21 protein-coding genes and 1 tRNA gene are annotated in these 22,071 nt (G+C 74.8%); 12 read left to right on the top strand and 10 right to left on the bottom strand.

Annotated elements, in window-relative coordinates:
* Positions 1 to 59 precede the first annotated feature (59 nt).
* A complete protein-coding gene (locus DNL40_RS16345; RefSeq protein WP_179950935.1) occupies positions 60 to 494 on the bottom strand; it encodes a DUF3592 domain-containing protein in 435 nt (144 codons plus the stop codon).
* 199 nt (positions 495 to 693) lie between these two features.
* On the opposite strand from DNL40_RS16345, the gene DNL40_RS16340 reads away from it, so the two are divergent.
* Positions 694 to 900, top strand: coding sequence for a hypothetical protein (locus tag DNL40_RS16340; RefSeq protein WP_179950934.1), 207 nt, complete (start codon positions 694 to 696; stop codon positions 898 to 900).
* Here DNL40_RS16340 and DNL40_RS04565 read toward each other — a convergent pair.
* The 3 genes from DNL40_RS04565 to DNL40_RS04555 form a co-directional block, all read right to left on the bottom strand.
* Positions 889 to 964: transfer RNA gene (locus tag DNL40_RS04565), tRNA-Ala, on the bottom strand. The two genes, DNL40_RS16340 and DNL40_RS04565, sit on opposite strands and share 12 nt — an antisense overlap.
* Before the next feature lie 79 nt (positions 965 to 1,043).
* Positions 1,044 to 2,327, bottom strand: a complete 1,284-nt coding sequence (locus tag DNL40_RS04560) for a hypothetical protein (RefSeq protein WP_111250060.1) — start codon at positions 2,325 to 2,327, stop codon at positions 1,044 to 1,046.
* 85 nt (positions 2,328 to 2,412) lie between these two features.
* Positions 2,413 to 3,024: a GNAT family N-acetyltransferase gene (locus tag DNL40_RS04555; protein WP_425450757.1), complete on the bottom strand. Its 612-nt coding sequence runs from the start codon at positions 3,022 to 3,024 to the stop codon at positions 2,413 to 2,415.
* A 101-nt stretch (positions 3,025 to 3,125) separates the two neighbouring features.
* Here DNL40_RS04555 and DNL40_RS04550 point away from each other — a divergent pair, with 101 nt between their 5' ends.
* On the top strand, positions 3,126 to 3,776 hold the full coding sequence (locus tag DNL40_RS04550; protein ID WP_111250058.1) for a 5-formyltetrahydrofolate cyclo-ligase: 651 nt from the start codon (positions 3,126 to 3,128) through the stop codon (positions 3,774 to 3,776).
* A 65-nt stretch (positions 3,777 to 3,841) separates the two neighbouring features.
* Here DNL40_RS04550 and DNL40_RS04545 read toward each other — a convergent pair whose 3' ends face one another.
* Positions 3,842 to 6,499, bottom strand: a complete 2,658-nt coding sequence (locus DNL40_RS04545; RefSeq protein WP_179950933.1) for a penicillin acylase family protein — start codon at positions 6,497 to 6,499, stop codon at positions 3,842 to 3,844.
* 136 nt (positions 6,500 to 6,635) lie between these two features.
* On the opposite strand from DNL40_RS04545, the gene DNL40_RS04540 reads away from it, so the two are divergent.
* The 3 genes from DNL40_RS04540 (at position 6,636) to mscL (ending at position 8,382) form a co-directional block, all read left to right on the top strand.
* Positions 6,636 to 6,887, top strand: coding sequence for an FmdB family zinc ribbon protein (locus tag DNL40_RS04540; protein ID WP_111250057.1), 252 nt, complete (start codon positions 6,636 to 6,638; stop codon positions 6,885 to 6,887).
* A 164-nt stretch (positions 6,888 to 7,051) separates the two neighbouring features.
* The gene (locus DNL40_RS04535; protein WP_111250056.1) at positions 7,052 to 7,783 is read left to right on the top strand and encodes an SAF domain-containing protein; all 732 of its coding nucleotides are present in this window, start codon (positions 7,052 to 7,054) and stop codon (positions 7,781 to 7,783) included.
* Positions 7,784 to 7,908: 125 nt separating this feature from the next.
* Positions 7,909 to 8,382 carry a large conductance mechanosensitive channel protein MscL gene (mscL, locus tag DNL40_RS04530; RefSeq protein WP_111250055.1) on the top strand — a complete coding sequence of 158 codons (474 nt, stop codon included), beginning with the start codon at positions 7,909 to 7,911 and terminating at the stop codon, positions 8,380 to 8,382.
* A gap of 40 nt (positions 8,383 to 8,422) precedes the next feature.
* Here mscL and DNL40_RS04525 read toward each other — a convergent pair whose 3' ends face one another.
* Positions 8,423 to 8,815 (bottom strand): winged helix-turn-helix transcriptional regulator, encoded by a 393-nt coding sequence (locus DNL40_RS04525; RefSeq protein WP_111250054.1) that lies wholly within the window; start codon positions 8,813 to 8,815, stop codon positions 8,423 to 8,425.
* A 119-nt stretch (positions 8,816 to 8,934) separates the two neighbouring features.
* Between DNL40_RS04525 and DNL40_RS04520 the strand changes: the two genes are divergently transcribed.
* Positions 8,935 to 9,762: an enoyl-CoA hydratase/isomerase family protein gene (locus tag DNL40_RS04520; protein ID WP_218925997.1), complete on the top strand. Its 828-nt coding sequence runs from the start codon at positions 8,935 to 8,937 to the stop codon at positions 9,760 to 9,762.
* Between the two features lie 52 nt (positions 9,763 to 9,814).
* Here DNL40_RS04520 and DNL40_RS16160 read toward each other — a convergent pair whose 3' ends face one another.
* Both DNL40_RS16160 and DNL40_RS04515 read right to left on the bottom strand, forming a co-directional pair.
* Positions 9,815 to 10,030: a hypothetical protein gene (locus DNL40_RS16160; protein ID WP_146252018.1), complete on the bottom strand. Its 216-nt coding sequence runs from the start codon at positions 10,028 to 10,030 to the stop codon at positions 9,815 to 9,817.
* A 119-nt stretch (positions 10,031 to 10,149) separates the two neighbouring features.
* Positions 10,150 to 14,460 (bottom strand): hypothetical protein, encoded by a 4,311-nt coding sequence (locus DNL40_RS04515; protein ID WP_245885661.1) that lies wholly within the window; start codon positions 14,458 to 14,460, stop codon positions 10,150 to 10,152.
* A gap of 379 nt (positions 14,461 to 14,839) precedes the next feature.
* Here DNL40_RS04515 and DNL40_RS04510 point away from each other — a divergent pair, with 379 nt between their 5' ends.
* Entirely contained in the window at positions 14,840 to 16,066 is a 1,227-nt protein-coding gene (locus tag DNL40_RS04510; RefSeq protein WP_111250255.1) for an MFS transporter, read from the top strand.
* 9 nt (positions 16,067 to 16,075) lie between these two features.
* On the opposite strand, the gene DNL40_RS04505 is transcribed toward DNL40_RS04510, so the two are convergent.
* Positions 16,076 to 16,597, bottom strand: a complete 522-nt coding sequence (locus DNL40_RS04505; protein WP_111250052.1) for a mycothiol transferase — start codon at positions 16,595 to 16,597, stop codon at positions 16,076 to 16,078.
* A 111-nt stretch (positions 16,598 to 16,708) separates the two neighbouring features.
* Between DNL40_RS04505 and DNL40_RS04500 the strand changes: the two genes are divergently transcribed.
* The 3 genes from DNL40_RS04500 to DNL40_RS04490 are packed head-to-tail and all read left to right on the top strand — an operon-like array spanning position 16,709 to position 19,465.
* A complete protein-coding gene (locus tag DNL40_RS04500; protein WP_111250051.1) occupies positions 16,709 to 17,512 on the top strand; it encodes an ABC transporter ATP-binding protein in 804 nt (267 codons plus the stop codon).
* A complete protein-coding gene (locus DNL40_RS04495) occupies positions 17,509 to 18,861 on the top strand; it encodes a permease (protein WP_245885660.1) in 1,353 nt (450 codons plus the stop codon). Before DNL40_RS04500 ends, DNL40_RS04495 begins: the two co-directional genes overlap by 4 nt.
* 37 nt (positions 18,862 to 18,898) lie before the next feature.
* Positions 18,899 to 19,465: a GNAT family N-acetyltransferase gene (locus DNL40_RS04490; RefSeq protein ID WP_111250050.1), complete on the top strand. Its 567-nt coding sequence runs from the start codon at positions 18,899 to 18,901 to the stop codon at positions 19,463 to 19,465.
* A gap of 9 nt (positions 19,466 to 19,474) precedes the next feature.
* Here the strand turns inward: DNL40_RS04490 and DNL40_RS04485 are convergent, their stop codons facing one another.
* The gene (locus tag DNL40_RS04485) at positions 19,475 to 19,924 is read right to left on the bottom strand and encodes an acyl-CoA thioesterase (RefSeq protein ID WP_245885659.1); all 450 of its coding nucleotides are present in this window, start codon (positions 19,922 to 19,924) and stop codon (positions 19,475 to 19,477) included.
* A 69-nt stretch (positions 19,925 to 19,993) separates the two neighbouring features.
* On the opposite strand from DNL40_RS04485, the gene DNL40_RS04480 reads away from it, so the two are divergent.
* On the top strand, positions 19,994 to 20,710 hold the full coding sequence (locus DNL40_RS04480) for an SIR2 family NAD-dependent protein deacylase (protein ID WP_111250049.1): 717 nt from the start codon (positions 19,994 to 19,996) through the stop codon (positions 20,708 to 20,710).
* 50 nt (positions 20,711 to 20,760) lie between these two features.
* Positions 20,761 to 21,990, top strand: a complete 1,230-nt coding sequence (locus tag DNL40_RS04475) for a saccharopine dehydrogenase family protein (protein WP_111250048.1) — start codon at positions 20,761 to 20,763, stop codon at positions 21,988 to 21,990.
* Positions 21,991 to 22,071: the final 81 nt, after the last annotated feature.

The following is a 22,071-nucleotide window of genomic DNA, read 5'->3' as shown; positions in this document are numbered from 1 at the left end:
ACGTCTCCTCGACGATTGCCCGAGACATCAGAACAAACCTACGCCTCCCCAGAGGCCGCTCAGCCCGTGGGCCGCACCTCCAGCACCATCGAGACCACGAACGCGGCGAAGGCACCACCCAGCACCGCCACCGACGCGATGACGATCCCGACCACCATGAACGCACGCCCGGACTGAGCCCACGTGTCCATCTGCGCCCGGCTCGGGTTCGCCGGGTCGTAGAGCACGTCCACCTGCCGGCCCGGGAACGGAGCCGGGGACTGCCGCACCGACGACGTGTGCTGGTGGCGGCGGCCGTGCGCGTCGTACCACTCGAACGTGGGGTACTGCGACGGGAATCCGCTGGGCAGGCCGGTCCGGCGGTTGATCACCATGCCCCGGGCACGCACCCAGTCCCGTGCACGGCGGGAGCGGACCCAGCCGATCAGGAAGAAGAGACCACCAAAAGCGCACGCCCCGCCCACGGCGAGCGCGACCACCCCATAGGGATGCACGCTCAGCCCTCCGTCGCCGTCGACGGGGCCGCTGCTGCGGCCGGGGCCAGGTCTCGGAGCACGGGAGCGGCGGCACCCACGCCGTCGCGGCAGACGCTGGTTCTCATGGCCGAGATCCTGCCAGGGCCGATGGCCGGTCCCCGCCGCCGGACGACGCCGACCCTCCGAGCAGCGCTCCGGCTCCGGAAGGATCGCCCCCGTGCTGCTGGAGTACGCACTGACCGCCGACGACGACGTCGCGTTCAACGAGCACGTGGCCACGACGTCCCCGGCGATCCGCAAGCAGCAGGCGCAGGTCCGCGTCCTGGCCACCGTGAGCGCCCCGGTGCCGTCCACACGCGAAAGGCCGCTGACCTGCCGACAACAATGGTGTCGGCAGGTCAGCGGCCCTCGGTGGTGGAGCTAGGGGGATTCGAACCCCCGACCTTCTCATTGCGAACGAGACGCGCTACCAACTGCGCCATAGCCCCAAGGTGCGCCCTAGATTAACACCCGCGGCGGCCCGGATCGCAAATCGCCACCGGCCTGCTGAGCCGCAGGTGGCGCACGTCACCCGGCGGCGCGGCGGCGGGCCAGGATCTGGTCGAGCGGCAGGCCCAGCGTCTCGGTCTTGACGCGCGGCTCGTACGGCTCGGAGTCGGCCGAGAGCGCCTCGATGACGGCCTCGGCCACGCCCTGCTCGCCGAGCGACGTCGCCGCCCGGTGCGGGGCCGGGGTCGCCGTCTGGCCGAGGGCGGCGTCCTGCGTCGCCCCGAGGGACCACGACGTCGTCGCCTCGGCGACGTCCTCGCCCTTGTCCTCGACGCGCTGCCACGGCGAGGTGGACCACCCGGTCGAGACGGCCGGCGTCGTGCCCGAGATCGGCTTGGGTTCGGGGCGGGGGGCCTCGGGCTTGGTGACGTAGGTGGGCAGCGGCACCGGCCGCGGCTCCCAGGCCGCGCCCGGCTCGGGCGCGGTGCTGGTAGCACGCTCCGCGGGGGGCTCGGCCGGCTGCGCCTCGGCGGTGCCCGACGACGGCGCCTCTGCCGGCTGCTCCGTGCGGGCCGCCTCGGCGGTCCCCTGCACGCGTGGGGTCGGCCGGGAGGCCGGCGCGGAACCGGGGGCCTCGGCCTTGCCGTCGACGACGCGGGCACGCGGGATCATCTGCGTCAGGGCGGTCGAGCCGTGCACCGCACGGCCCGTCACCCGCACGTGGTTGCGGGGGGCGCGGGGCCCACCGGCGGCGAGCGCCCGCGCCTCGAGGGCACGGCGCTGGGCGGCACGCCGCTCGGCCTCCCAGCGGGCGTCCGCCTTGCGCGCCTGCACGGCTGCCACCCGTCCGAGCACCAGCACGGCGACGAGCAGCGCGGTGGGCACCAGGCCGGCGAACCAGGGCAGAGAGGTGGTGGCCGCGAGCGCCCACACGGCGGCGCTGGCCACCAGCAGGGCGAGCGTGAGCGTGAGACGACGGCGGGCGCGCTGCGCCCGCAGCTCCAGGACGGTCAGGCGCGGCGTGCGCCCCTCGGCGGCCTTGGGCTCGACCATCGATGACTCCCCTCGTCCGCTCCCCGACCCTGCCGGCAGCTGCGGGAGCCCCGACGACGGCCGTGCCGCCCCCGGGCCGCCGTCGGCCACGTCGAGCAGCATCACAGGTCCCCGCCCCAGGGCGGGAGCCTCCGGCACCCGGAAGCCGGCGTCGGCGGCGACCGCCAGCACCCTCAGCCCGCCGGAGAACCTGTCCTCCGCACGCGAGTCGAGCAGCTGCTGCCGGTGCTGCACGCGCTGCGGCACCCAGAAGCCGAGCACCAGGACGAACAGCGCGAGCGCTGCGAGACCTGCTGCCGGAGTTTCCACGCCACGACGTTAGGCGAGCGACGCGCCGCTCGCGTGGAGTGATCGCGGCGTGTCTGTCAAGACCGTGCGCAGGCGGGTACCCGCCTCACCCGGCGTCGCGCCGCTGCTGCCACCGGGCCAGGAGCCCGCCGGGCACGTCCTCCGTGGTCAGCGCGAACGTGCGGTGGTCGCGCCACTCCCCCTGGATGTGCAGGTATCGGCGCCGCAGCCCCTCGTCGCGGAACCCCAGCTTCTCCACCACGCGCAGGCTCCGGGCGTTCTCCGGGCGGATGTTGATCTCGACCCGGTGCAGGCCCAGCACCGCGAAGCAGTAGTCGGTGGCCATGGCCACCGCCGTCGGGATCACCCCGCGTCCGGCGACGTCGCGCGAGACCCAGTACCCGATCGAGCCGGAGCACAACGACCCGTAGGTGATGGAGGACACCGTCAGCTGGCCCACCAGCGCGCCGTCGAGCTCGACGGCGAACGGCAGCGTCGAGCCCGACCTCGCCTGCTGGCCCAGCAGGCGCACGTACTCGCCGAAGGTCGCGCTGGCCGACTGCCCACCGGGCGACGTCGCCTCCCACGGCTCCAGCCACGCATGGTTCTCGGCGCGCAGGCGCATCCAGTCGTTGCCGTCACGCCGCCGCAGCGGTCGCAGCACCACGGAGCCCCGCGTCGAGTCCTCGCGAAGGGTCACCGGCCACGCCTTCGTCACGGCTGTCAGCCCTCTCGTCCTGTCGTGCGCCGTCGATCGTGCCACCGGTCCCCCTCGTCCCGCCGTCGATCGTGTGGGACGGAGACTGACACAATGAGGGCATGCGCGGCGACCCCAACGGCAGCAGCACGCACCAGCCGTACCCGCTGATCACCGGGATGGAGACCGCTGACGCGAAGGACGAGCTGCGTCGCGCGATCCGGGCGCAGCGCGCCGCCCGCACCTCACGGCAGCGGGCGGAGGCAGCGGTCGCGTTCGCCGACGTGCTGGAGACGGTGCCGGCCGTGCGCGACGCCGTGTGCGTCGCCACCTACGCCGCCCGCACCACCGAGCCCGGCACCGGCGTGCTGCTCGAACGCCTCGCGGCGCGCGGGGCGCGGGTGCTGCTGCCCGTGCTGGGGGCTGGCCTGGCCCGCGACTGGGCCGAGTACACCGGCCCCGACGAGCTGCGCGAGCGTGCCCCCGGCCGCCCGCCGGAGCCGCCGGGTCCCGCGCTCGGCGCGCACGCCGTCGCCGAGGCCGACGTCGTCATCGCCCCAGCGCTCGCCGTCGACAGCCGCGGCGTGCGGCTCGGGCAGGGCGGCGGCTGGTACGACCGCGTGCTCGAGCTCAAGCGCGACGGCGTCACCGTCGTCGCGATGGTGTTCCCCGAGGAGGTCTACGACGCGGCCGAGCGGCCGCTGCCCTCGGAGGAGCACGACATCCCCGTCGACGCCGTCGCCACCCCGGAGGGCTGGCACACGCTGCGCTGAGCCTCGTGGACAGGCGGCGACCGGTGGGCTGACGGGCGCAGCGCGCCGTCAGCCCACCGGACCGGTCACGGCGTGAGCGTGAGCTCCTCGCGGGCCGTCTCCTGGACAGCGTCCCGCGTGAACGCGAACGGGAAGGTGCGCCCCTCCGCCCACGCACCGAGCTGGTCGGCGTAGTGCTTGGACGCCGGGTGGCCGGAGGTGCCGGTCACGGTCACCCACGTCGAGTCGTCGATGTCCCCCAGGTCCACGACCATGCGCATCGAGGGACCGGTGCGCACGGCGAAGCTGCCCGTGCCCGCGTCCCACCCGGTCGCGTTGACCACCGAGGACGAGCCGGACATCTCCACCGGCGACGGGTTCACCAGCTCGCGCACGAGGCCGGGCACGCCCTCGCCGCCGAGGATCGGGTGCTCCAGGCGCAGGGTGTGCAGCTTGCCCCAGCTCCAGCGGCTGGGGTCCTTGGCCATCTCCACCGTCATGTCCCGCCGGGCGGAGACGAGCGCCTGCGTGAGGATCTCGTCGCGCGACTCGACCACGTTGAGCGTCGAGCGGTCGTCCCAGAAGCGGTCGTCGGGGTTCTCCAGCATGGTGCGCAGCACCACCAGCCACCGGTCGCCGCCGTCGGGCCGCATGTCCTGCGGCAGGTCGTCCCAGAACGTGGCCTGGAGCAGGTTGCGCCACACGGCGGCGAAGTACGCGGCGGGCGCCGAGTCGGCGGCCATGCGCCCGTCCCAGCCGCGCAGCAGCTCCTGACCGGCCGCGTCGTAGTCGTCGTCGAGCTGCACGTCCAGCAGCGCCGGGAGCAGCACCTGGGCGTAGGGGCTCCAGTCGTCGTTCTGGATGTTGTTGAAGTCCTCCACCCCGAACGGCCGGCCCGAGTCGATCTGCTGGGTCAGCAGGGCCCGGATGCGCTCCGAGCGGAACCCGTAGTCCCAGTCGTTCGTGAGGAACGGGCCGGTTCCCGCGGGCAGCACCGCCTGGTTGGCGGTGACGATGAACCCGCTCTCGGGGTCCAGCGCCCGCGGCATCTGCTCGGCCGGAACCCACCCCTGCCAGTCGTAGGCGGGGTCGCGGCCGTCGCGCGGCCAGGATCCGTCGGAGGGGACCGGGCTGCCCGGCACCTCCGCACGCACGGGGATGCGTCCCGGGGCCTGGTACCCGATGTGGCCGTCGGCGGTCGCGAACACGATGTTCTGCGCCGGCACGTCGAACAGGGCGGCTGCCTCGCGGACGTCCTCGGCGTCCTGCGCCGTGTTGAGCGCGAAGACGGCGTCGGCCGTGCGCCCGGGGGTCAGCGCCGTCCACGCGAGCGAGACGGCGTAGCTGCCCAGCGCGGTGCCGGCGGCCGACGGCGCGCCCGTCACGGCTCCCACCTCGAGCACGTCGGAGATCACCGGACCGTGCACGGTGGAGCGCACGTCGATGTCCACCGCCGCCGACCCGGCCACGCGGATGGTCTCCCGGCGCACCTCGAGCGGCACCCATTCCTCGCCGCGCTGGTACGTCTCGCCACGCACCCGCTCCACGAAGAAGTCGGTGACGTCGGCGCCCATGTTGGTCAGGCCCCACGCGAGCTGGCCGTTGTGGCCGATCATCACGCCGGGGAACCCGGCGAACGAGAACCCGGCGACGTCGAACGGGCAGTCAGCGCCCACGGTGGTGCAGTGCAGGCCCACCTGGGCCCAGATGCCGGGCGCGCCCAGCGCCAGGTGAGGGTCGTTGGCCAGCATCGGCGCGCCCGACGACGTGTGCTCGCCCGAGACCACCCAGGCGTTGGAGCCCGTGCCCTCACCGCGGCCCACCAGCACCGGCACGGCCTCCAGGGCGGCCCGCGCGGACGCCAGGGCGTCGTCGACCCGCGCCCCGCGCACGCTCGGGCCCGCGGGGGACGACGTCGTCTGGGCCGTCGCCACGTCGACCGGCGCCCCGGCCCCACCGGACTCGCTCTCCGGGAGGTCGGCCGGGTCGAGCACGGTCGCGTTCCCGCCCTGCTCGTAGGGCGGGAAGAGCTCGTTCACGAGGGCGACGTCGTCGAGGGTCGAGTACGCGAGCGCCCGGTCCAGCTCGTCGTCGTAGTTGCCGCGCAGGTCCCACGCCATCGCCTTGAGCCACGCGAGGGAGTCGACCGGGTCCCACGGCTCCGGCTCCACCTGGGCGGTGGTGCCGAGCACCGTGTACTCGAAGGCGATGTCGCCGGCGTCACGGCCCTGGAGGTAGGCGTTGACGCCCTCGGCGTACGCCCGCAGGTAGGAGCGCGTCTCGTCCGAGACCAGGTCGAGCTCCTGCTGGGCCACCTGGCGCCAGCCGAACGTGCGCACCACCTTGTCCGCCTCGATGGCGGCCGGCACGTCGCCCACCAGCTCGGCCAGGCGCCCGGAGGTCACGTGGCGGCGGTAGTCCATCTCGAAGAAGCGGTCCTGCGCCTGGACGTAGCCCTGGGCGCGGAACAGGTCCTCGGCGGTGTCGGCGTAGATGCGCGGCACGCCCTGCTCGTCGCGCGTCACGGTGACCTCGCGCTCCAGCCCGTCGAGCTGGAGGCTGCCCGAGGTCTCGGGCAGCGGCCGGCGGATCACCACGGCCGTGAACGTCACGGTGGCGACGATGGCGAGCAGCACGATGACGGCGATGCCGACGACGGCCCGGCGGAGTCTGCTCCTGCTCCGCCTCGGCGCGGGCGTCGGGGACTGCTCGGACGGTTCGGCGGGCGTCGTGGGGGCGGACACGCAGGCGAGACTACCGCGACGCCCACGGATGCCCGGCGCGCGCGTATCATTGGCACTCGGTAAGCGCGAGTGCCAGAGGCACGGGTCCCCGAGCCGCCGCCGCACCCGCCACGAGTCCGTCTTCCGAGGAGAGCCCGTGCCCACCTACGCGTACCGGTGCGCCGACTGCGGCCACGCCTTCGACATCCACCAGTCGTTCAGCGACGACGCCCTGACCGAGTGCCCCGAGTGCGGCGGCGCCCTGCGCAAGCAGTACGGGTCCGTGGGCGTCACGTTCAAGGGGTCGGGCTTCTATCGCACCGACTCGCGCGGCTCGTCGGGCTCGTCCTCGAGCTCGTCCAGCTCCTCGACCTCGTCGAGCAGCAGCGGTTCCAAGGCGTCCGCCTGACGTCTGCTCCTCCGTGACCTGACGGCGCGCCCCGGTCCTCCCGGGGCGCGCCGTCGTCGTCTCGCCCCCAGGCGCTGCCCCCAGCACCACCGCCGGCCCCTGCGTGCACAGGCCGGCGCGGACGGCACCCCGGGACGCAGCCGGGCACCCCTACCGTCCGGCTCATGTGGCCCCGCCGAGACACCCCGCCTGCGCCCCCGACCGGCACCACCGGCACCAGCCCGCACCGCCACGGCCGGGCGCTGCGCCGTCTGCTGTGGCGCTCCCGCTTCGCCGTCGTCGCGCTCTGCTGCGGCATCGCCGCCACCAGCACCGTGGAGGCGCTGCGCCCCGAACCGCTCCCCGTCCGCGACGTCGTCGTGCCCACGCACCGGCTCGCCCCGGGCGCGCAGGTGGCGCACGGCGACATCGAGGTGCGGCAGCTGCCCGCCACCCTCGTCCCGGCCGACGTGCTCAGCGACCCCGCCGACGCCGTCGGGCGCGTGCCCGCTGTCCCGATCGAGGCCGGAATGCCGTTGTCCGCGGCCCTCGTCGCCGGCGGCGACGTCGTGGCGCAGGCTCCGGCCGGCACCGTCGTCGTGCCCGTGCGGCTCGACGCCGCGGCGACCGCCCTGCTGCGCCCGGGCGACCGCGTGGACCTCGTGACCACCGCTGCGCACGTCGTCGGGCCCGACGACGACGCCAGCGGCCACGCCTACCTCGCCCGCCGCGCCCTCGTGCTGCCCGGCGCCACCCGCACGGCCCCCGACGCCGGCGGGTCCGGCGGCCTCCTCGCCGGCCCCGCCGCGAGCAGCGGCCCGGCCCCCGTCACGCTCGTCGCCGTCGCTCCCGACGACGCCCCGGCCCTGTCGGCGGCGTCCGGCAGCGGCACCGTGGCCGCGGTGCTCGTGCCCTGAGCACCCCGCGCCGCACGGCCTGCCGTTGCGGTACCGCCCGGACCCGTCAACAATCCGAGCGGACGGCTCCTGCCCGGGAGCCCGTACGGCTCCCGCCGCACCCGGACCACCAGAGGGGACCCACCATGCGAAGCGTGCTCAACGGCTTCAAGGAGTTCGTGCTCCGCGGCAACGCCATCGACCTCGCCGTCGGCGTCGTGGTCGGCGCCGCGTTCACCACGCTGGTCACGTCCCTCGTGGACAACTTCCTCAACCCGCTCATCGGCGCGATCTTCGGCCAGCCCGACTTCTCCTCGGTGTGGCAGTGGGAGATCCGCGGCGCCTACGAGGGCATCGACGGCGAGATGGTGGAGCCGTCGGTCATCGCCTTCGGCGCCATCCTGACCGCGGTCATCAACCTGCTGATCGTGGCTGCCGCCCTCTACTTCTTCGTGGTGCTGCCGATCAACCGGCTCTCCAACCTGCGCAAGTCCGGCGAGGAGCCGGAGCCCGAGGCTCCCGCGGAGGACGTGCTGCTGCTGCAGGAGATCCGCGACCTGCTCGCCGCGCAGTCCGGCCGCAGCACCCCCAACAGCCCGCCCTCCGGCCCCCAGGCCTGAGCGTCAGGCCCGGGCGCCAGTCCTCGGCGTACCGGCAGGCTCAGCGCTGGGCGCGCTCGTCGTAGTCGCGCTGGTGCGACTGGATCTCGGGGGCATGAGCGACCGTCCAGTCGTACAGGTGACCGAACGGTTCGCGCAGGGACTCCCCCAGCGGGGTCAAGGAGTACTCGACGCCGACCGGTGAGGTGGGCAGCACGCGCCGCTCGATCATCCCGTTGCGCTCGAGCCGCCGCAGCGTCTGCGTCAGCACACGCTGGGTGACGCCTTCGAGCCGTCGCTTGATCTCGTTGAACCGTCGCGGCCTCACCAGGACCGCCATCACCATCATCGACCACTTGTCGGCGATCTGGTCGAGGATCGGCCGGCTCGGGCAGTCCGAGCGGAACGAGACGTCGTGCTCTGAGACGTCCTGGTAGACGGAGCCTGTGGCCATGTCGGTACCCTCCACGATCCCTGGTATGCCCAGAGTGCGTCATTGACGCGCTCTCTGGTCCATCTCACCATCGGTATGCAAGAGGAACCAAGGTCTCATCGCATACCAGGAGTGGACAGTTGAACGACAGTGGATACCAGACGCTGCGGCTGAAGCGGACAGGCGCGGTCATGGAGGTGACGATCGACAACCCGCCGATCAACCTCCTGAGCGTCGCGGTCATGACCGACCTGCGGCACCTGCTCGACACGCTCGCGGACGACGACACCGTGCGTGTGGTCGTGCTCGCCAGTGCCGACCCGGACTTCTTCCTCGCCCACGTCGACATGACGGCCACGCCGGAGTCGCTCGCCGGGCTCATGGCCGACCTGCCGGAGGGCGTCAACGTCTTCCAGGCGGTCGGGGAGCAGCTGCGTCGCCAGCCGCAGGTCACCATCGTGAAGCTCGCCGGCAAGGCACGCGGAGGCGGCGCCGAGCTCGTCGCGGCCGCAGACATGGCGTTCGCGGCCATCGGTACGGCCGGGCTCGGCCAGATCGAGGCCCTCATGGGGATCGTCCCCGGCGGCGGGGCCACCCAGTACCTCACCGAGCGCGTCGGCCGGAACCGCGCCCTGGAGATCGTGCTCGGCGCCGACCTCTTCGACGCCCGCACCGCCGAGAGGTACGGCTGGATCAACCGCGCCCTGCCCGACGACGAGCTCGACCAGTTCGTCGACCGCCTGGCCGAGAACATCGCAGCCCTCCCCGACGGCGTGGTGGCAGCCGCGAAGCACGCGATCCGCCCCACGGACCACGCGGAAGGACTAGCACGGGAGAACGACGCCTGGTCCGGCCTCGTCTTCCGGCCCGCCACCGCAGAGCTCATGGGGTCCGGGCTGGCGGGTGGCGCCCAGACGCGCGAGGGCGAACAGGAGCTCGAGAGCCTCTTCCGCGCGCTCAGGGCCTAGCCGACCCCGGCGCCGAGGCCCGGCCGCGCACCGCCCGGGCCTCGGTGCCGTGCTACCGGCGGCCCCAGTGCGGCGGCACGTCCCTGAGCAGGCGGTCGTCGTTCTCGCCGTGGCCGCCACGCTCGTCCGACGGCACGCCCAGCACCGCCTCCCGCTCCGTGCCCTGACGCACCACGCGACGGTGACGACGGCGCGGGGCTGCGGGCTGCTCCGCCTCCGGGCGCGCCGCGGGCGGGGGGCTCTCCGGCTGTCCGGCGTTCTCGCTCACACCCATGATTGTCCCCCCGCGCTCCCCGTCCCCGCGCCCTCCGCGGGACGGCTCCGGCCCGGCCCGTCGTGAGGCGGACCGGGCCGGAGCACCCGCGAGGGGCTGCGGTCGGTCGTTCCCTACGGCTCCTGCCCGACGGCGGCGGTCCCGGTGCCAGGGTCGGTCGGCACACCGTCTGCCGGAACGTCGTCGACCGGCACGCGGTCGGCAGCCGGCACGGGGCCGGGCGTGCGGCGCGCGAGCTCGGCCCCGGCGGCCCCCCCGGCCTGCCCCTCGTCCGGCTCCCCTGCCACCGGCTGGGTGCCGCCTGCGAGGCTCTCGGCGACGAGCCCGTCGCCGTCCGGCACCAACGCCTCGGTGGCGACGTCGTCCTCGACGGGGAGCACGGGCACCACGATCTCGCGCGGCGGCACCAGCCCACCGGCGGTGCCGATGCGCTCGTCGCGCACACGCTGCACCAACCGGCGTACGCGGTCGGCCTCGCCGTCGGGGTCGAGGAACGCGGCAGCGCTCCACACCTGGGTGACCACCCAGCCGAGCCGCTCGAGCCGCTCCGCGAGCTGGCGGTCCCGCACCCGCACCGACGGCTCGGCCACGTACGCGGCGTCGTCGGTGAGCACGGCGACGAGCAGCTCACCGGGCAGGTCGGGGTGGCCGACCACGAGCGGGATGCGGTCGCCGTCGGGCAGGCCGTAGTCGGTCTCGACCAGGTAGCCGAGGCGCCACAGGCGCTCGCCGAGGTCGACGACCAGGCGGTCGGGGGTGCTGGACACGTCGACGCCGTTGCCGAGCTGGACCTGGTCGGCGACGGCCGAGCGCTGCTGGGCGAAGTCGAGCACCTCGGCCAGCAGCCGGGGGCCGGCGCCGCGCAGGCGCTCGGGGTCGAGGTCGGAGGCGGGGAAGCAGCTGACCACGCGCAGGCGCTTGCGGGTGGCGCCGAGCGCACCGAGCAGCATGGCGTCGCCGCCGTCCTCCCCCAGCACGCCGAACCGGTGCAGCACTCGCCCGTGGGGCGTGCGGCCGAAGCCGAGCGACAGCACGATCGCGTCGCGGGACAGCCCGGAGACGCCGGTGATGTCTGCGACGACGACGGGCTCGGGCCGCGAGCCGGAGAAGAACGGGGCGAGCGCGGCGTTGGCGCGCACCTCGGCCAGCAGCGCCTCGCGGATACGGTCGGCGTGCACGGCCGTCACGGTGACGATGCCGAGGGTCTCCTCGGGCCGGGTCAGGGCGTGCTCGATGGCGAGCTCGACGACACGGTCCACCTCGGCCTGCGTGGACTCGACGGTGCCGGACGCCGGGTCGGGCATGCCGGCCCCGTCCACGAGGTCGAGGTGCACGAGCGCCTCGGCACGCGGCAGGGGCGCGGGCCGCACGAGGCCCGCGTACCCGTGGCGGGCGAGCAGGCGCGTCAGCTCGGGGTCGCGGCGCGACTCGCGCGGCTGCAGCGTCACGGTGGGCAGCACCCCGGCGAGCTCGGGCACGGCCGAGCCGGACGCCGAGCGCGTGTCGCCGACGACGACGATCTGCCGGCCGCGCGCGACGGCGGGCACCACGGCCTCGATCGGCACGTGCTGCACCGCGTCGAGCACCACGAGGTCGACGGTGCGGGTGGCGGGCAGCACGTGGGGCACGAGCGTCGGGGTGGAGACGACGGCGGGGCGCAGGCGCCGCAGCACGTCCCCGTGCCGGGTGGCCAGCTCGCGCAGCGACGTCAGGCGGCCTTCGACCAGCTCGGTGAACAGCGCCTCGGCACCGTCCCGGTCGTCGCGCATGGCGGCGCCGAGATGAGCGCGCACCGCGGCGCGCACGGGTGCCGACAGGGAGGCGACGTGCGCGCGGTCGAGCTCGCGGAAGCGGCGGGCGAGGGCGTCGAGCCCGGCGCCGTCCTGGCCGGCGAGGGCCGGGTCGGCGGCGAGGATCTGCTCGAACACCGAGCTCCACCAGGCGAGCTCCAGCTCGGCGGCCACGAGGTGCGGCTCGACGCGGCGGGCAGCCAGGTCCTCGACCAGCTCGCCGACGCCGGCCGCGACCACCCGGCGCAGCGACGCCGTCCGCTCGGGCAGGGTGTCGAGGGCCTCGGCGTCGGCGGACAGCCGCTCGAGGCGGTCGGCGAGGACGTCGAGGGTCACGTCCTGGAGGCCGCCGCCGAGGGGCGTGGGGCCGAGCACGGGCTCGAGCGCGTCGAGGTCGATGCGCACGGCCTCGTGGGTGTCCTCGATGGTGGCCAGCCCCTCGGGCAGCGTGGGCCAGCCGCCCCGCTCCGAGTGCTGGGACCAGATCTCCCGCTGCGCCTGCACCTCGCACAGCGCCGCGTGCATGTCCGGCACGCGGATGCCGGGACGCACCATGTCCTTGGCCCGCTTGCGCAGCCGCCGGCGCGTGAACCAGCCCATCTCGACACCGTGCTCGGACCGCCACCGGCGCGAGGCGGTGGCCTGCACCAGGTCGGCGGCCGTGCGCTCGAACACCATCGGGTGGAACAGGTCCAGGGTGCCGCGCATGCCGCCCAGCATCTGCAGCTGCTCGCCGAACTGGCGCACCGTCGTCGGCGGCGTCAGGCCCGTCACCTCGGTGACGTAGGCGACCTGGCGGCGCAGCTGCGGCAGCGTCGTGTCCTTGAGGCGGTTGACGCGCACGAGCGCCTCGTGGGCGTCCTCGTCAGTCAGCAGCGGCGCGCCGTACCAGGGCGTCGAGGTCGAGCGCAGGGTGAAGGCGCCCAGCGCGGCGGCCCGCTCCAGGTCGGCCGCCACCGCGCGGCGGTGCTCGGCGTCGAGCGCCAGCACCGTCTGCGGGGCCAGGCGCACCGCCGTCGACGGCGAGGGCCGCTCGGACGTGAGGCGGGCCAGGGCCTGGAGCGCGTCGTAGGCGGAGACCTGCCAGGGGGCGCGCACCTGGTGCAGCGCGGTGATGTACGCCGAGAGCTGGGCCCGCGCGCCGATGAGCGCGTCGCGCAGGCGGGCCATGCCCTCCTCGTCGTACCGCTCCGGCTCCGTGGCCATCGCGGACAGCAGGCGGCGGGCCACGTCCTGGCGCCACGTCGGGATCGGCGGCACGTCCAGCAGCAGGCCCTCGAGGTCGAGGGCGCCCAGGCGGGCGGCCAGCGCGTCCGCGGCACGGCGGTGCCCCGTCACGTACAGCACGGAGCGGCCCGCCGCGGTGGCCTCGGCCACGATGGCGGCCACGGTGCCCGCGACGTCCGCCCCCACAGGAGCGTCCACGTACAGGTGACCACCCGTGGCGAGAGCGTCGACCACGTGCCGCTGGTGCGGGTCCAGGTCGCCCACGCCCCGCTCGTACGCAGGCTCGGGGTCGCCGCCGGGCATCGCGGGGACGTCGAGCGAGCCGATCGCCTCGGCCGCCGCCTCCACGCCCGCGAGCGCCGCCACGACCTCGTGCCGCACCAGGGTGGGGGCGAGCTCGTCGACGTCGTCGACCAGCGCCTGGCCGGGGTGCACGAACGTGCCCACGAGCATGCGGCGGTCGAGCTCGAAGCCCTCGAGGACGGCGTCGCCCAGCGCGCCGATGCGGTCGAGCACGTCCGTGGGGTCGAACCCGCCCATCGAGAAGGTGGCCTGAGCGAGGGCCGCCGGGTCGAGCAGCGCACCCCGGGCGCGCAGCGTGCGGGCGACGACCGGGTTGATCTCGGCGGTCGCCTCGAGCGTGAGGTCGTAGTCGCCCTCGCCCTCCCCGCGCGGGGTGAGGGTGACGGGCCGCAGCAGCACCGGGGCGTGGACGACCCGGATGCGCGCGGCACCCTCGGTCGAGCGGTCGAGCTCTCCGGCGCGCCGGCCGTCGGCCGTGCCGGCGCCCGCCGTCAGGCCGGGCAGCTCGATCCGGCCGGCGTCGGACATCGTGACCAGCGGGAGCGACTGGGTGAGCACCAGCTCGGTGTCGTCGGCAGCCGTCGGCAGCGCCTGGGGCGCACGGCGGCCCGCGACCCGAGCGAGCGCGGCGACGTCCTGCGACGGGTGGTCGGCCGGGTCCGGCTCGTCGACCGGCTCCGTCCACGTCGCGACGCCGATCGCGAGGTAGGTGGGGGCCAGGCCGTAGCGCTGGGCGTGCTCGGCCGAGCGGGAGGCGACGGCGCGCGCCCGGCGGCGGGCGGCGGGGAGCGCGGCGCGCTCGCGGATCAGGTTGGACAGGCGCGTGGGGCGGCCTGCGAAGAGCTGGGCCACGCCCGAAGGGTGCGCCGCGGACAGGTCGACGACCGCCTCGCCGAGCAGGCCGACGTCGGCCAGCGTGGACCCGCCGACCTGGTCGACGAGCCGCTCGCGCCAGCCCTCCAGGGCGCGGGCCACCGCCTCCTCAGGGGTGGGGGGCGTGACGAGGCGCGGACGCTCCGGCGCGTCGGGGCGGGAGTCCTGGGCCGACGACGCGGCCGACGGCTGGGCCGCGCGCGCGGAGGAGTTTCGTCGGACGGCGTTCACGTCAGCCACGCTAGAGGCGTGGCGGCGTCCTGGTGGCGACGGCACGCCGGGAGGCGGTGAACGGCACCACGCCGTGGGTTCGCAGCGGCGCGGCGCGGCAGGCACGCGACCGCGCGGCGGTGCAGGTCCCGGATACGACGATGCCCTTCGGCAGGGGGTCCGAAGGGCATCGCGCCGGGAAAGACCCGGTCGAGGGCAGCGCGCACCGCGCAGGGGGCGGGCGATGCGCGCTGCCAGAAGAGAGTCTGGCCCTTACCTCGGCTTGACGTCAACCGCCACTCGAACATTTCCGCAGGTGAAATGCTTTGCAGCGCCGGGCACGGGGTGGCATACGGTTCCCCACGTGAGCCGTGCGGTCGAGATCCTGTTCCCGCCGCGGATGGGCCGCCCCTTCCGCTGGCTGGTCACGTCGTCGTGGACCAGCAACGTCGGCGACGGCATCGCCCTCGCTGCCGGCCCCCTCCTCGTCGCCTCCCAGACCAGCTCGGCGTTCCTCGTGGCCATGGCCGCCATGCTCCAGCGCCTGCCCTGGCTCGTGCTCGGTCTGTGGGCGGGCGCCCTCGCCGACCGCCTCGACCGCCGCCGCGTCGTCATGGTCGCCAACGCCCTGCGCGCCCTCGTGGTCGCCGCCCTCTGCACCACCATCGCCACCGGCACCGTCAACGTCACCGTCGTGCTCGCCGCCATGTTCCTGTACGGCGTCGCCGAGGTGTTCGCCGACACCGCCTCCTCCACCCTGCTGCCCTCCCTCGTCGCCAGGAAGGACCTCGGCACCGGGAACCAGCGGCTCCAGGCCGGGTTCCTCACCGGCAACCAGCTCCTCGGCCCGCCCGTCGGCGCGTTCCTCTTCGCCGCCGGCGCCGTGTGGCCCTTCGTCGTGCAGGTCGTGTGCGTCGCCCTCGCCGTCGTCCTCGTGGCCCGCATCTCCGCGTCCCCCGCCCCCGACGGCGCCCCCGGCCTGCTCCAGGTGCGCGACGGCGAACCCACCCACGTGCGCCGTGACATCGCCGAGGGCCTGCGCTGGATCTGGGCCAACGCCCCCGTGCGCACCCTCGCGCTCGTCATCCTCTCGTTCAACGTCACCTGGGCCGCCGCCTGGGCCGTGCTCGTGCTCTGGTCCCGCGACCACCTCGGCATGAGCGAGGTCGGCTACGGCCTGCTCACGACCGCCGCCGCCGTCGGCGGCCTCGTCGGCACCGCCCTCTACGGACGCATCGAGAAGCGCTTCACCCTCGCCGCCGTCATGCGCGTGTGCCTCCTGCTCGAGGTGCTCACCCACCTGGCCCTCGCCCTGACCACCACCGGCTGGCTCGCCATCGCCATCATGGTCGAGTTCGGTGCCTACGCGTTCGTGTGGGGCACGGTCTCCAACACCGTGCGCCAGCGGGCCGTGCCCCAGCGCCTCCAGGGGCGCGTCAGCTCCGTCTACGTCATGTGCGTGTTCGGCGGCATGGTGGTGGGCCAGGGCCTCGGCGGCCTCATCGCCGAGCGCTGGGGGCTCACCGCCCCGTTCTGGTTCGCGTTCGTGGGCGCCGGGATCACCCTCGCCCTCGTGTGGCGCCAGCTGGAGAAGATCTCGCACGCCGACGCCGACGCCGACGCCTGACGGCGCGGGTCACTCGCCCGTGGCGCCGTCCGCCAGCTCCCGGGCGACGTCGAGGTGCCCCGCGTGCCGTGCGTACTCCTGGAGCACGTGGAACCCGATCCAGGCCAGCGTGGGCGCCGGCTCGTGCGCGAACCGCCCGCCGTCCGCGCCGCGCTCGGCCAGGTCCGACGTCGTCAGCACCGCCCGCGTGCGCTGACCGCCCTCGTGCAGCGCCGCCAGGAGGGACGCTGCCGTGGCGCCGTCCGGCACCTGCCACGGAGCCTCCGGGTCTCCCCCGGCGTGGTCACCCCACGGCTGGGGCACCTGCTCCCCCAGGAAGCCCCACACGAACCAGCGGCGCTCCATGTGCACCAGGTGGGTGAGCAGCTCCAGGGGCGTCCACCCGGACGGCAGGCGGCTCGTGGTCAGCTCCTCCTCGGACAGCCCCGTGATCTTCCGCTCCACCACCCCGCGGTAGTAGTCGAGGTAGGCGATCAGCTGGGCGGCGGGGTCGGCAGAGTCGAGCTGCGGCTCGACGTCGGAGAGCGGCATGCGGCCACGCTAGCGGTGGACCGCCGCTCATACTCTGGGATGACGACGCCGCCGCCAGGATCCGCTCGCGGGGCGACGCGCCACCACGGCCTCCGCGGCCAGGCTGGAGCCATGACACCGATCCTGACCGCCCGCGGCCTCACCGTGCAGTACCCGGGCAGCGCCACCCCCGCCCTCGACGCCGTCGACATCGACGTGCTGCCCGGCGAGTCGGTCGCGATCATGGGTGCCTCCGGCTCCGGCAAGACCACCCTGCTGCACACCCTCGCCGGCATCCTGCGGCCCACCGCGGGCACCGTGACCCTCGCCGCCGCCTCCGGTCCCGTGGCCGTGCACGCCCTCGACGACGCCGGGCGCGCCCGTCTGCGCCGCGAAGAGCTCGGCTTCGTGTTCCAGCAGGGCCTGCTCCTCGACGAGCTCACCGCCCTGGAGAACGTCGCCGTCGCCCGCATGCTCGCCGGCGTGCCGCGCCACCAGGCCGAGGGCGAGGCCGCCCAGTGGCTCGCCCACCTGGGCCTGCAGGGCATGGAGCACCGCCGCCTCGGCCAGCTCTCGGGCGGCCAGGCGCAGCGCGTCGCCATCGCCCGCGCCCAGGTGACCGGCGCCCGCCTCATCTTCGCCGACGAGCCCACCGGCGCCCTCGACTCCACCACCGGCGCCGAGGTGCTCGACCTGCTGCTCGCCGCCGTCGCGCAGGGCCGCACCCTCGTCGTCGTCACCCACGACCCCGGCGTCGCCGCCCGCGCCGACCGCGTCGTCACCCTCCGCGACGGGCGCGTCGTCGCCGACGAGCGCCGGGCCGCCCGCGCCGGAGGCTCCGGCGGCGGGGAAGCCGTGCACCGCGTCGCGACCGTCCGCGGCGGCCAGGTCGAGCACACCACCGTCGCGGCCCCGTACGACGAGGCCCGGCGATGAACGACCTGCGCACCACCTTCGTCCTCGCGCGCCTCTTCGCCCGCCGCCAGGGCGGCGACCGGCTCGCCGCCGCCCTCCCCCTCGTCTCCTTCACCCTCGTCACCGCGCTGCTCCTGCTCGTGCTCGGCGGCTCCCAGGTGTTCTTCCGCATGGACGGAGACATCGCCGGCACCTACCAGGCGCTCGCCGTGCTCGCGCTGGCCCTGCTCGTGGTGCCCCTGTTCACCCTGGGTGCCGCCGCCGCACGCCTGTCCGCCCGACGCCGCGACGAACGCCTCTCCTCCCTGCGCCTGCTGGGGGCCACCACCGGCACCGTGTCGCTGCTGACCGTGCTCGAGGCCGCCGCCGTCGCCCTCGCCGGAGCGCTGGCCGGCACCGCCCTCTACGCCGCCACCGCCCCGCTGGTGGGCCTGCTGCGGTTCGCCGGGCAGCCCGTCGGCTCGCAGATGTGGCTCGCCTGGTACTGGCTGCCGCTCGTCTGGGCCGCCGTGGCGCTCGCCGCGGCGCTCTCGGCCGCCGTCGGGCTGCGCAAGGTGGTGCTGACGCCGCTCGGCGTGCGCACCCGGCAGCAGCCCGGCACCGCCCGGGGCCGGCGCGCAGTCGTCGCCCTCGTCGTCGTGCTCGCGGGGGTGGCGGCGATGGCGGGGCTCGGGACCCTCGGCCAGCTGGGCGGGTTCCTCGCCATCCTCGTCGCCGTCGCGATGGCGTTCGGCGGCGGCCTGCTGGCCCTCGACGCCGTCGGCCCCTGGTACGTGCGCGTGCGCGCCCGGCGCCTGCACCGCAAGGCGACCACCGTGCCGCGGCTGCTCGCCGCGCGCACCATCCTCGAGGACCCGAAGGCCGCGTGGCGGCAGGTGGCCGGCGTCTCGGTGACCACGTTCGTCGGCGTGGTTGCCGGAGCCGGGCTCGCTCTGGTCAACGCCGCTGGCGGCGAGATGACCGGCGAGGAGGCGTGGCTCTTCGAGGACATCCGCACCGGCGTGTTCGTCACGCTCGTCGCGTCGTTCCTCATGGTGGCCTGCACCGTGGCCATCAACCAGGCCGCCACCACGATCGACCGTGGTCGGGTGCTGGTCTCGCTCGACCGGCTGGGCGTGCCCCGCACCGTGCTGGCCGAGGCGTCCCGCCGGTCCGTGATGTCCGTGCTGGCCACCGTGGTGGTGGGGTCCGCCGTCGTCTCCGCGGTGCTGGTGCTGCCCATCCTGGGGGCGGCGATCCTCGTGCAGCCCGTGGCCGTGGCCGTGGTGGCGCTGGTGTTCGTGGCCGGGTTCGCGCTGGTGCGGGCGGGCGCGTCGGTGGCCGCGCGGCTGGTGCCCGGGATCCTGGCACGGCCCGAGCGCGTGCTGTAGCGCGCCCGTGTGGGCGGGCGGGCCTACGGTGGCGCGCATGACCATCGAGGTCCGCCCCGCCGTCGGGCGGTTCGACGACTTCGCCGAGGTGGTCGGGACGAAGAGGCCCGACGCCGGCGGCTGCTGGTGCGTGAGCTACCGCGACTCCCGGGTGAAGAACCTCGAACGCCCCGGCTACATGCGGGCCGAGTGCTCGTCCGAGCCCGGGCCGGGCGTGCTGGTGTACGTGGACGACGACGTCGCCGGCTGGTGCTCGGTGGCACCGCGCTCCACGTACCGGCGCCTGATGAACTCCCGCACCATCCCGTTCCTCGACGAGCGCGACGCCTGGGTGGCGGTCTGCTTCGTGGTGCGGGCCGGGTTCCGGCGCCGCGGGCTGATGCACCACCTGCTCGACGGCGCCGTCGAGCACGCCCGCGCGCACGGTGCCGAGGTGATCGAGGGCTACCCGGTCGACGCCGAAGGCACCGAGCGCGTGGACACCATCTCGGCCTACGTGGGCACCACGCGGCTGTTCGAGGCGCACGGGTTCGAGCGGGCAGCACCCACCACCGGGCACAGCGGGCACCGGCAGCGGTGGATCATGCGGCGAGAGCTCGGCTGAATTTCGCCGCTACCAGGAGCGCAGATCCAGCTCCGGGCCGGGGTGAGCCTCGAACGCCGTGCGCTCCTCGTCGGTGAAGGGGCGCGGCCGGTGGGTGTCCCGGTCGAGCTGCACCATCCGTGAGCGGGCCACCAGGTGCTCCGTCTCCCCCGACGTCACGCGGTAGCAGAAGTCCACCGACGAGCGGCCGATGCGCGGCACCCACACCTCGACCACCACCGGCACCTGCGTGAACGTGAGCGGGGCGCGGTAGTCGATCTCGTGCTTCACGACCACGAGCAGCGCCTCGGTCAGCGCCCCCAGCTCGTCGACCCCCATGCGCGTGAACGCCGAGAACCGCGCGTCGTCCAGGTAGCGCAGGAACGCGGCGTTGTTGACGTGGCCGAACAGGTCCACGTCCGACCACCGCACCTGCATGGACACGCGGGCAGGGTGGAACTCGGTCTCACTCGTGGTCACCGAGTGAGGATATGCCCCTCATCCCGAGACACCGTGCCGGGACGCTCGGCCACCCCCTAGCGTGACCGTGTGAACGTCACCGTGCTCACCGGCGCCGGGATCTCCACCGGCTCCGGCATCCCGGACTTCCGCGGGCCGCAAGGGGTGTGGACCCGCCGCCCCGAGCAGGCGCGGCTGCTGGAGATCGACGCCTACCGGGCGGACGCGGCGGTCCGCGAGGCCGGCTGGCGAGAGTGGGCGGGGCACCCGGCATGGCGGGCGGAGCCGACGGCGGCGCACCGAGCCCTGGTCTCGCTCGAGGAGGCCGGCGTGCTGGGCACCGTGCTCACGCAGAACTTCGAGGGGCTGCACCAGGCTGCCGGGCACTCCCCCGACAAGGTGGTGGAGCTGCACGGCACCCTCCGCACGACGTCCTGCATGGGGTGCGGGTGGCAGCGCGAGACGGCAGCGGTGCTGGAGCGGCTGGCCACCGAGCCCGACCCCCGGTGCCCCGAGTGCGGCGGCATCCTCAAGCCCGACATCGTCTACTTCGGCGAGCTGCTGCACGCCGACGCCCTGAGCCGATCCACTGAGGCTGCGTCTCAGTGCGACCTCATGATCGCGATCGGGACGTCCCTGACCGTCTACCCCGTGGCGAACCTGCCGATGCTCGCGCTCGAGGCCGGCGCCGACCTCGTCGTCGTCAACGCTCAGCCGACCCCGTACGACCGGCTGGCGACCGAGGTGCTGCGCGAACCGATCGACGAGGCCGTGCCGGCGCTCGTCGGCGAGCTGCTGGCGACCTGACGTCCGTGCCGCCGGTTGCGGCGCGGCCCGCGGCGGGGGGACCATCCCGGATGACGAGCAACCCCCGCGACCACGACATCGTCGTCTTCGGCGCCAGCGGCTTCGTCGGGCGGCTGGTCGCCGCCCACCTCGCGGAGCACGCACCCGACGACGCGCGCATCGCCCTCGCGGGGCGCACACGCGAGAAGGTCGAGCAGGCGCGCGCCGATCTTCCGGCCCGCGGCCAGGACTGGCCGGTGCTGGTGGCGGACGCGTCCGACCCGGCGTCGCTGGCGGCGATGGCGGGCTCTGCTCGCGTCGTCGTGAGCACGGTGGGGCCGTACCTGCGCCACGGCCTGCCGGTGGTGGAGGCCTGCGCACGGGCGGGGACGCACTACGCGGACCTCACCGGCGAGGTGCCCTTCATCCGCCAGGCGGCCGACCGGTACGACGCCGTCGCACGGGCGTCCGGGGCGCGGCTGGTGCACTGCTGCGGGTACGACTCCGTCCCGTCCGACCTGGCCGTGCTGACCCTGCACCGGCGCGTCGAGGCCGACGGCGCCGGGCCGCTCGGCCACGTGCTGACGGTGGCGCGAGCCCGCGGCGGCGTCAGCGGCGGAACCGTGGCGTCGATGCGCGGCCTCGTCGAGCTCGCCGCGCACGACGCGTCCGTGCGGCGGCTGCTCGCCGACCCATACGCGCTCAGCCCGGACCGCGACGCCGAGCCGGACACACCCCAGCCGGCCGACTCCCCCGGTCCGAGCCGGCTGACGGACGGCCGCTGGGTGGCGCCCTTCCCCATGGCCTCCGTCAACACCCGGGTGGTGCGACGGTCGAACGCCCTGCAGGGCTGGGCCTACGGGCGGGATCTCCGGTACGGGGAGGTCGCGGGTGTGGGCCGCGGCATTCGCGGGGCGTTCAGGGCGTTCGGCCTGACGGCCGGGCTGGGCGTCGCCGGGGCGGCGTTCGCCGTGCCGCCCGCCCGGGCGCTGCTCGACCGGGTGCTGCCTGGCTCTGGGAGGGGTCCCGACGAGGAGACGCGGCGCACCGGGTGGTTCCGGATGGAGCTCCGGGCGGTGACGGCGGCCGGCGAACGCTACGAGGCTGTCGCCGCCGGGCCTGGGGATCCTGGGTACGCGGCGACTTCCGTGATGCTCGGAGAGTCGGCGCTGGCGTTGGCGTTCGACGGGGGCCGGCTGCCGGACAGGGCGGGCTCGCTCACGCCGGCCACCGGCATCGGGGACGCGCTGGTCGAGCGGCTGCGCGCCGCGGGGCACACGTACGAGGCAGCTCGGCGGTGAGCACCATCACGTCCGCGCGGCCCGGCTCTTTCACTGGGTCTCCGATCGTTCGCAACCGGACCAGCGACTCCCAGCCACACA

It is taken from the genome of Xylanimonas oleitrophica (genome assembly GCF_003244315.1).
GTDB lineage: Bacteria > Actinomycetota > Actinomycetes > Actinomycetales > Cellulomonadaceae > Xylanimonas_A > Xylanimonas_A oleitrophica.
This window is presented reverse-complemented; position numbering and strand designations above follow the sequence as displayed.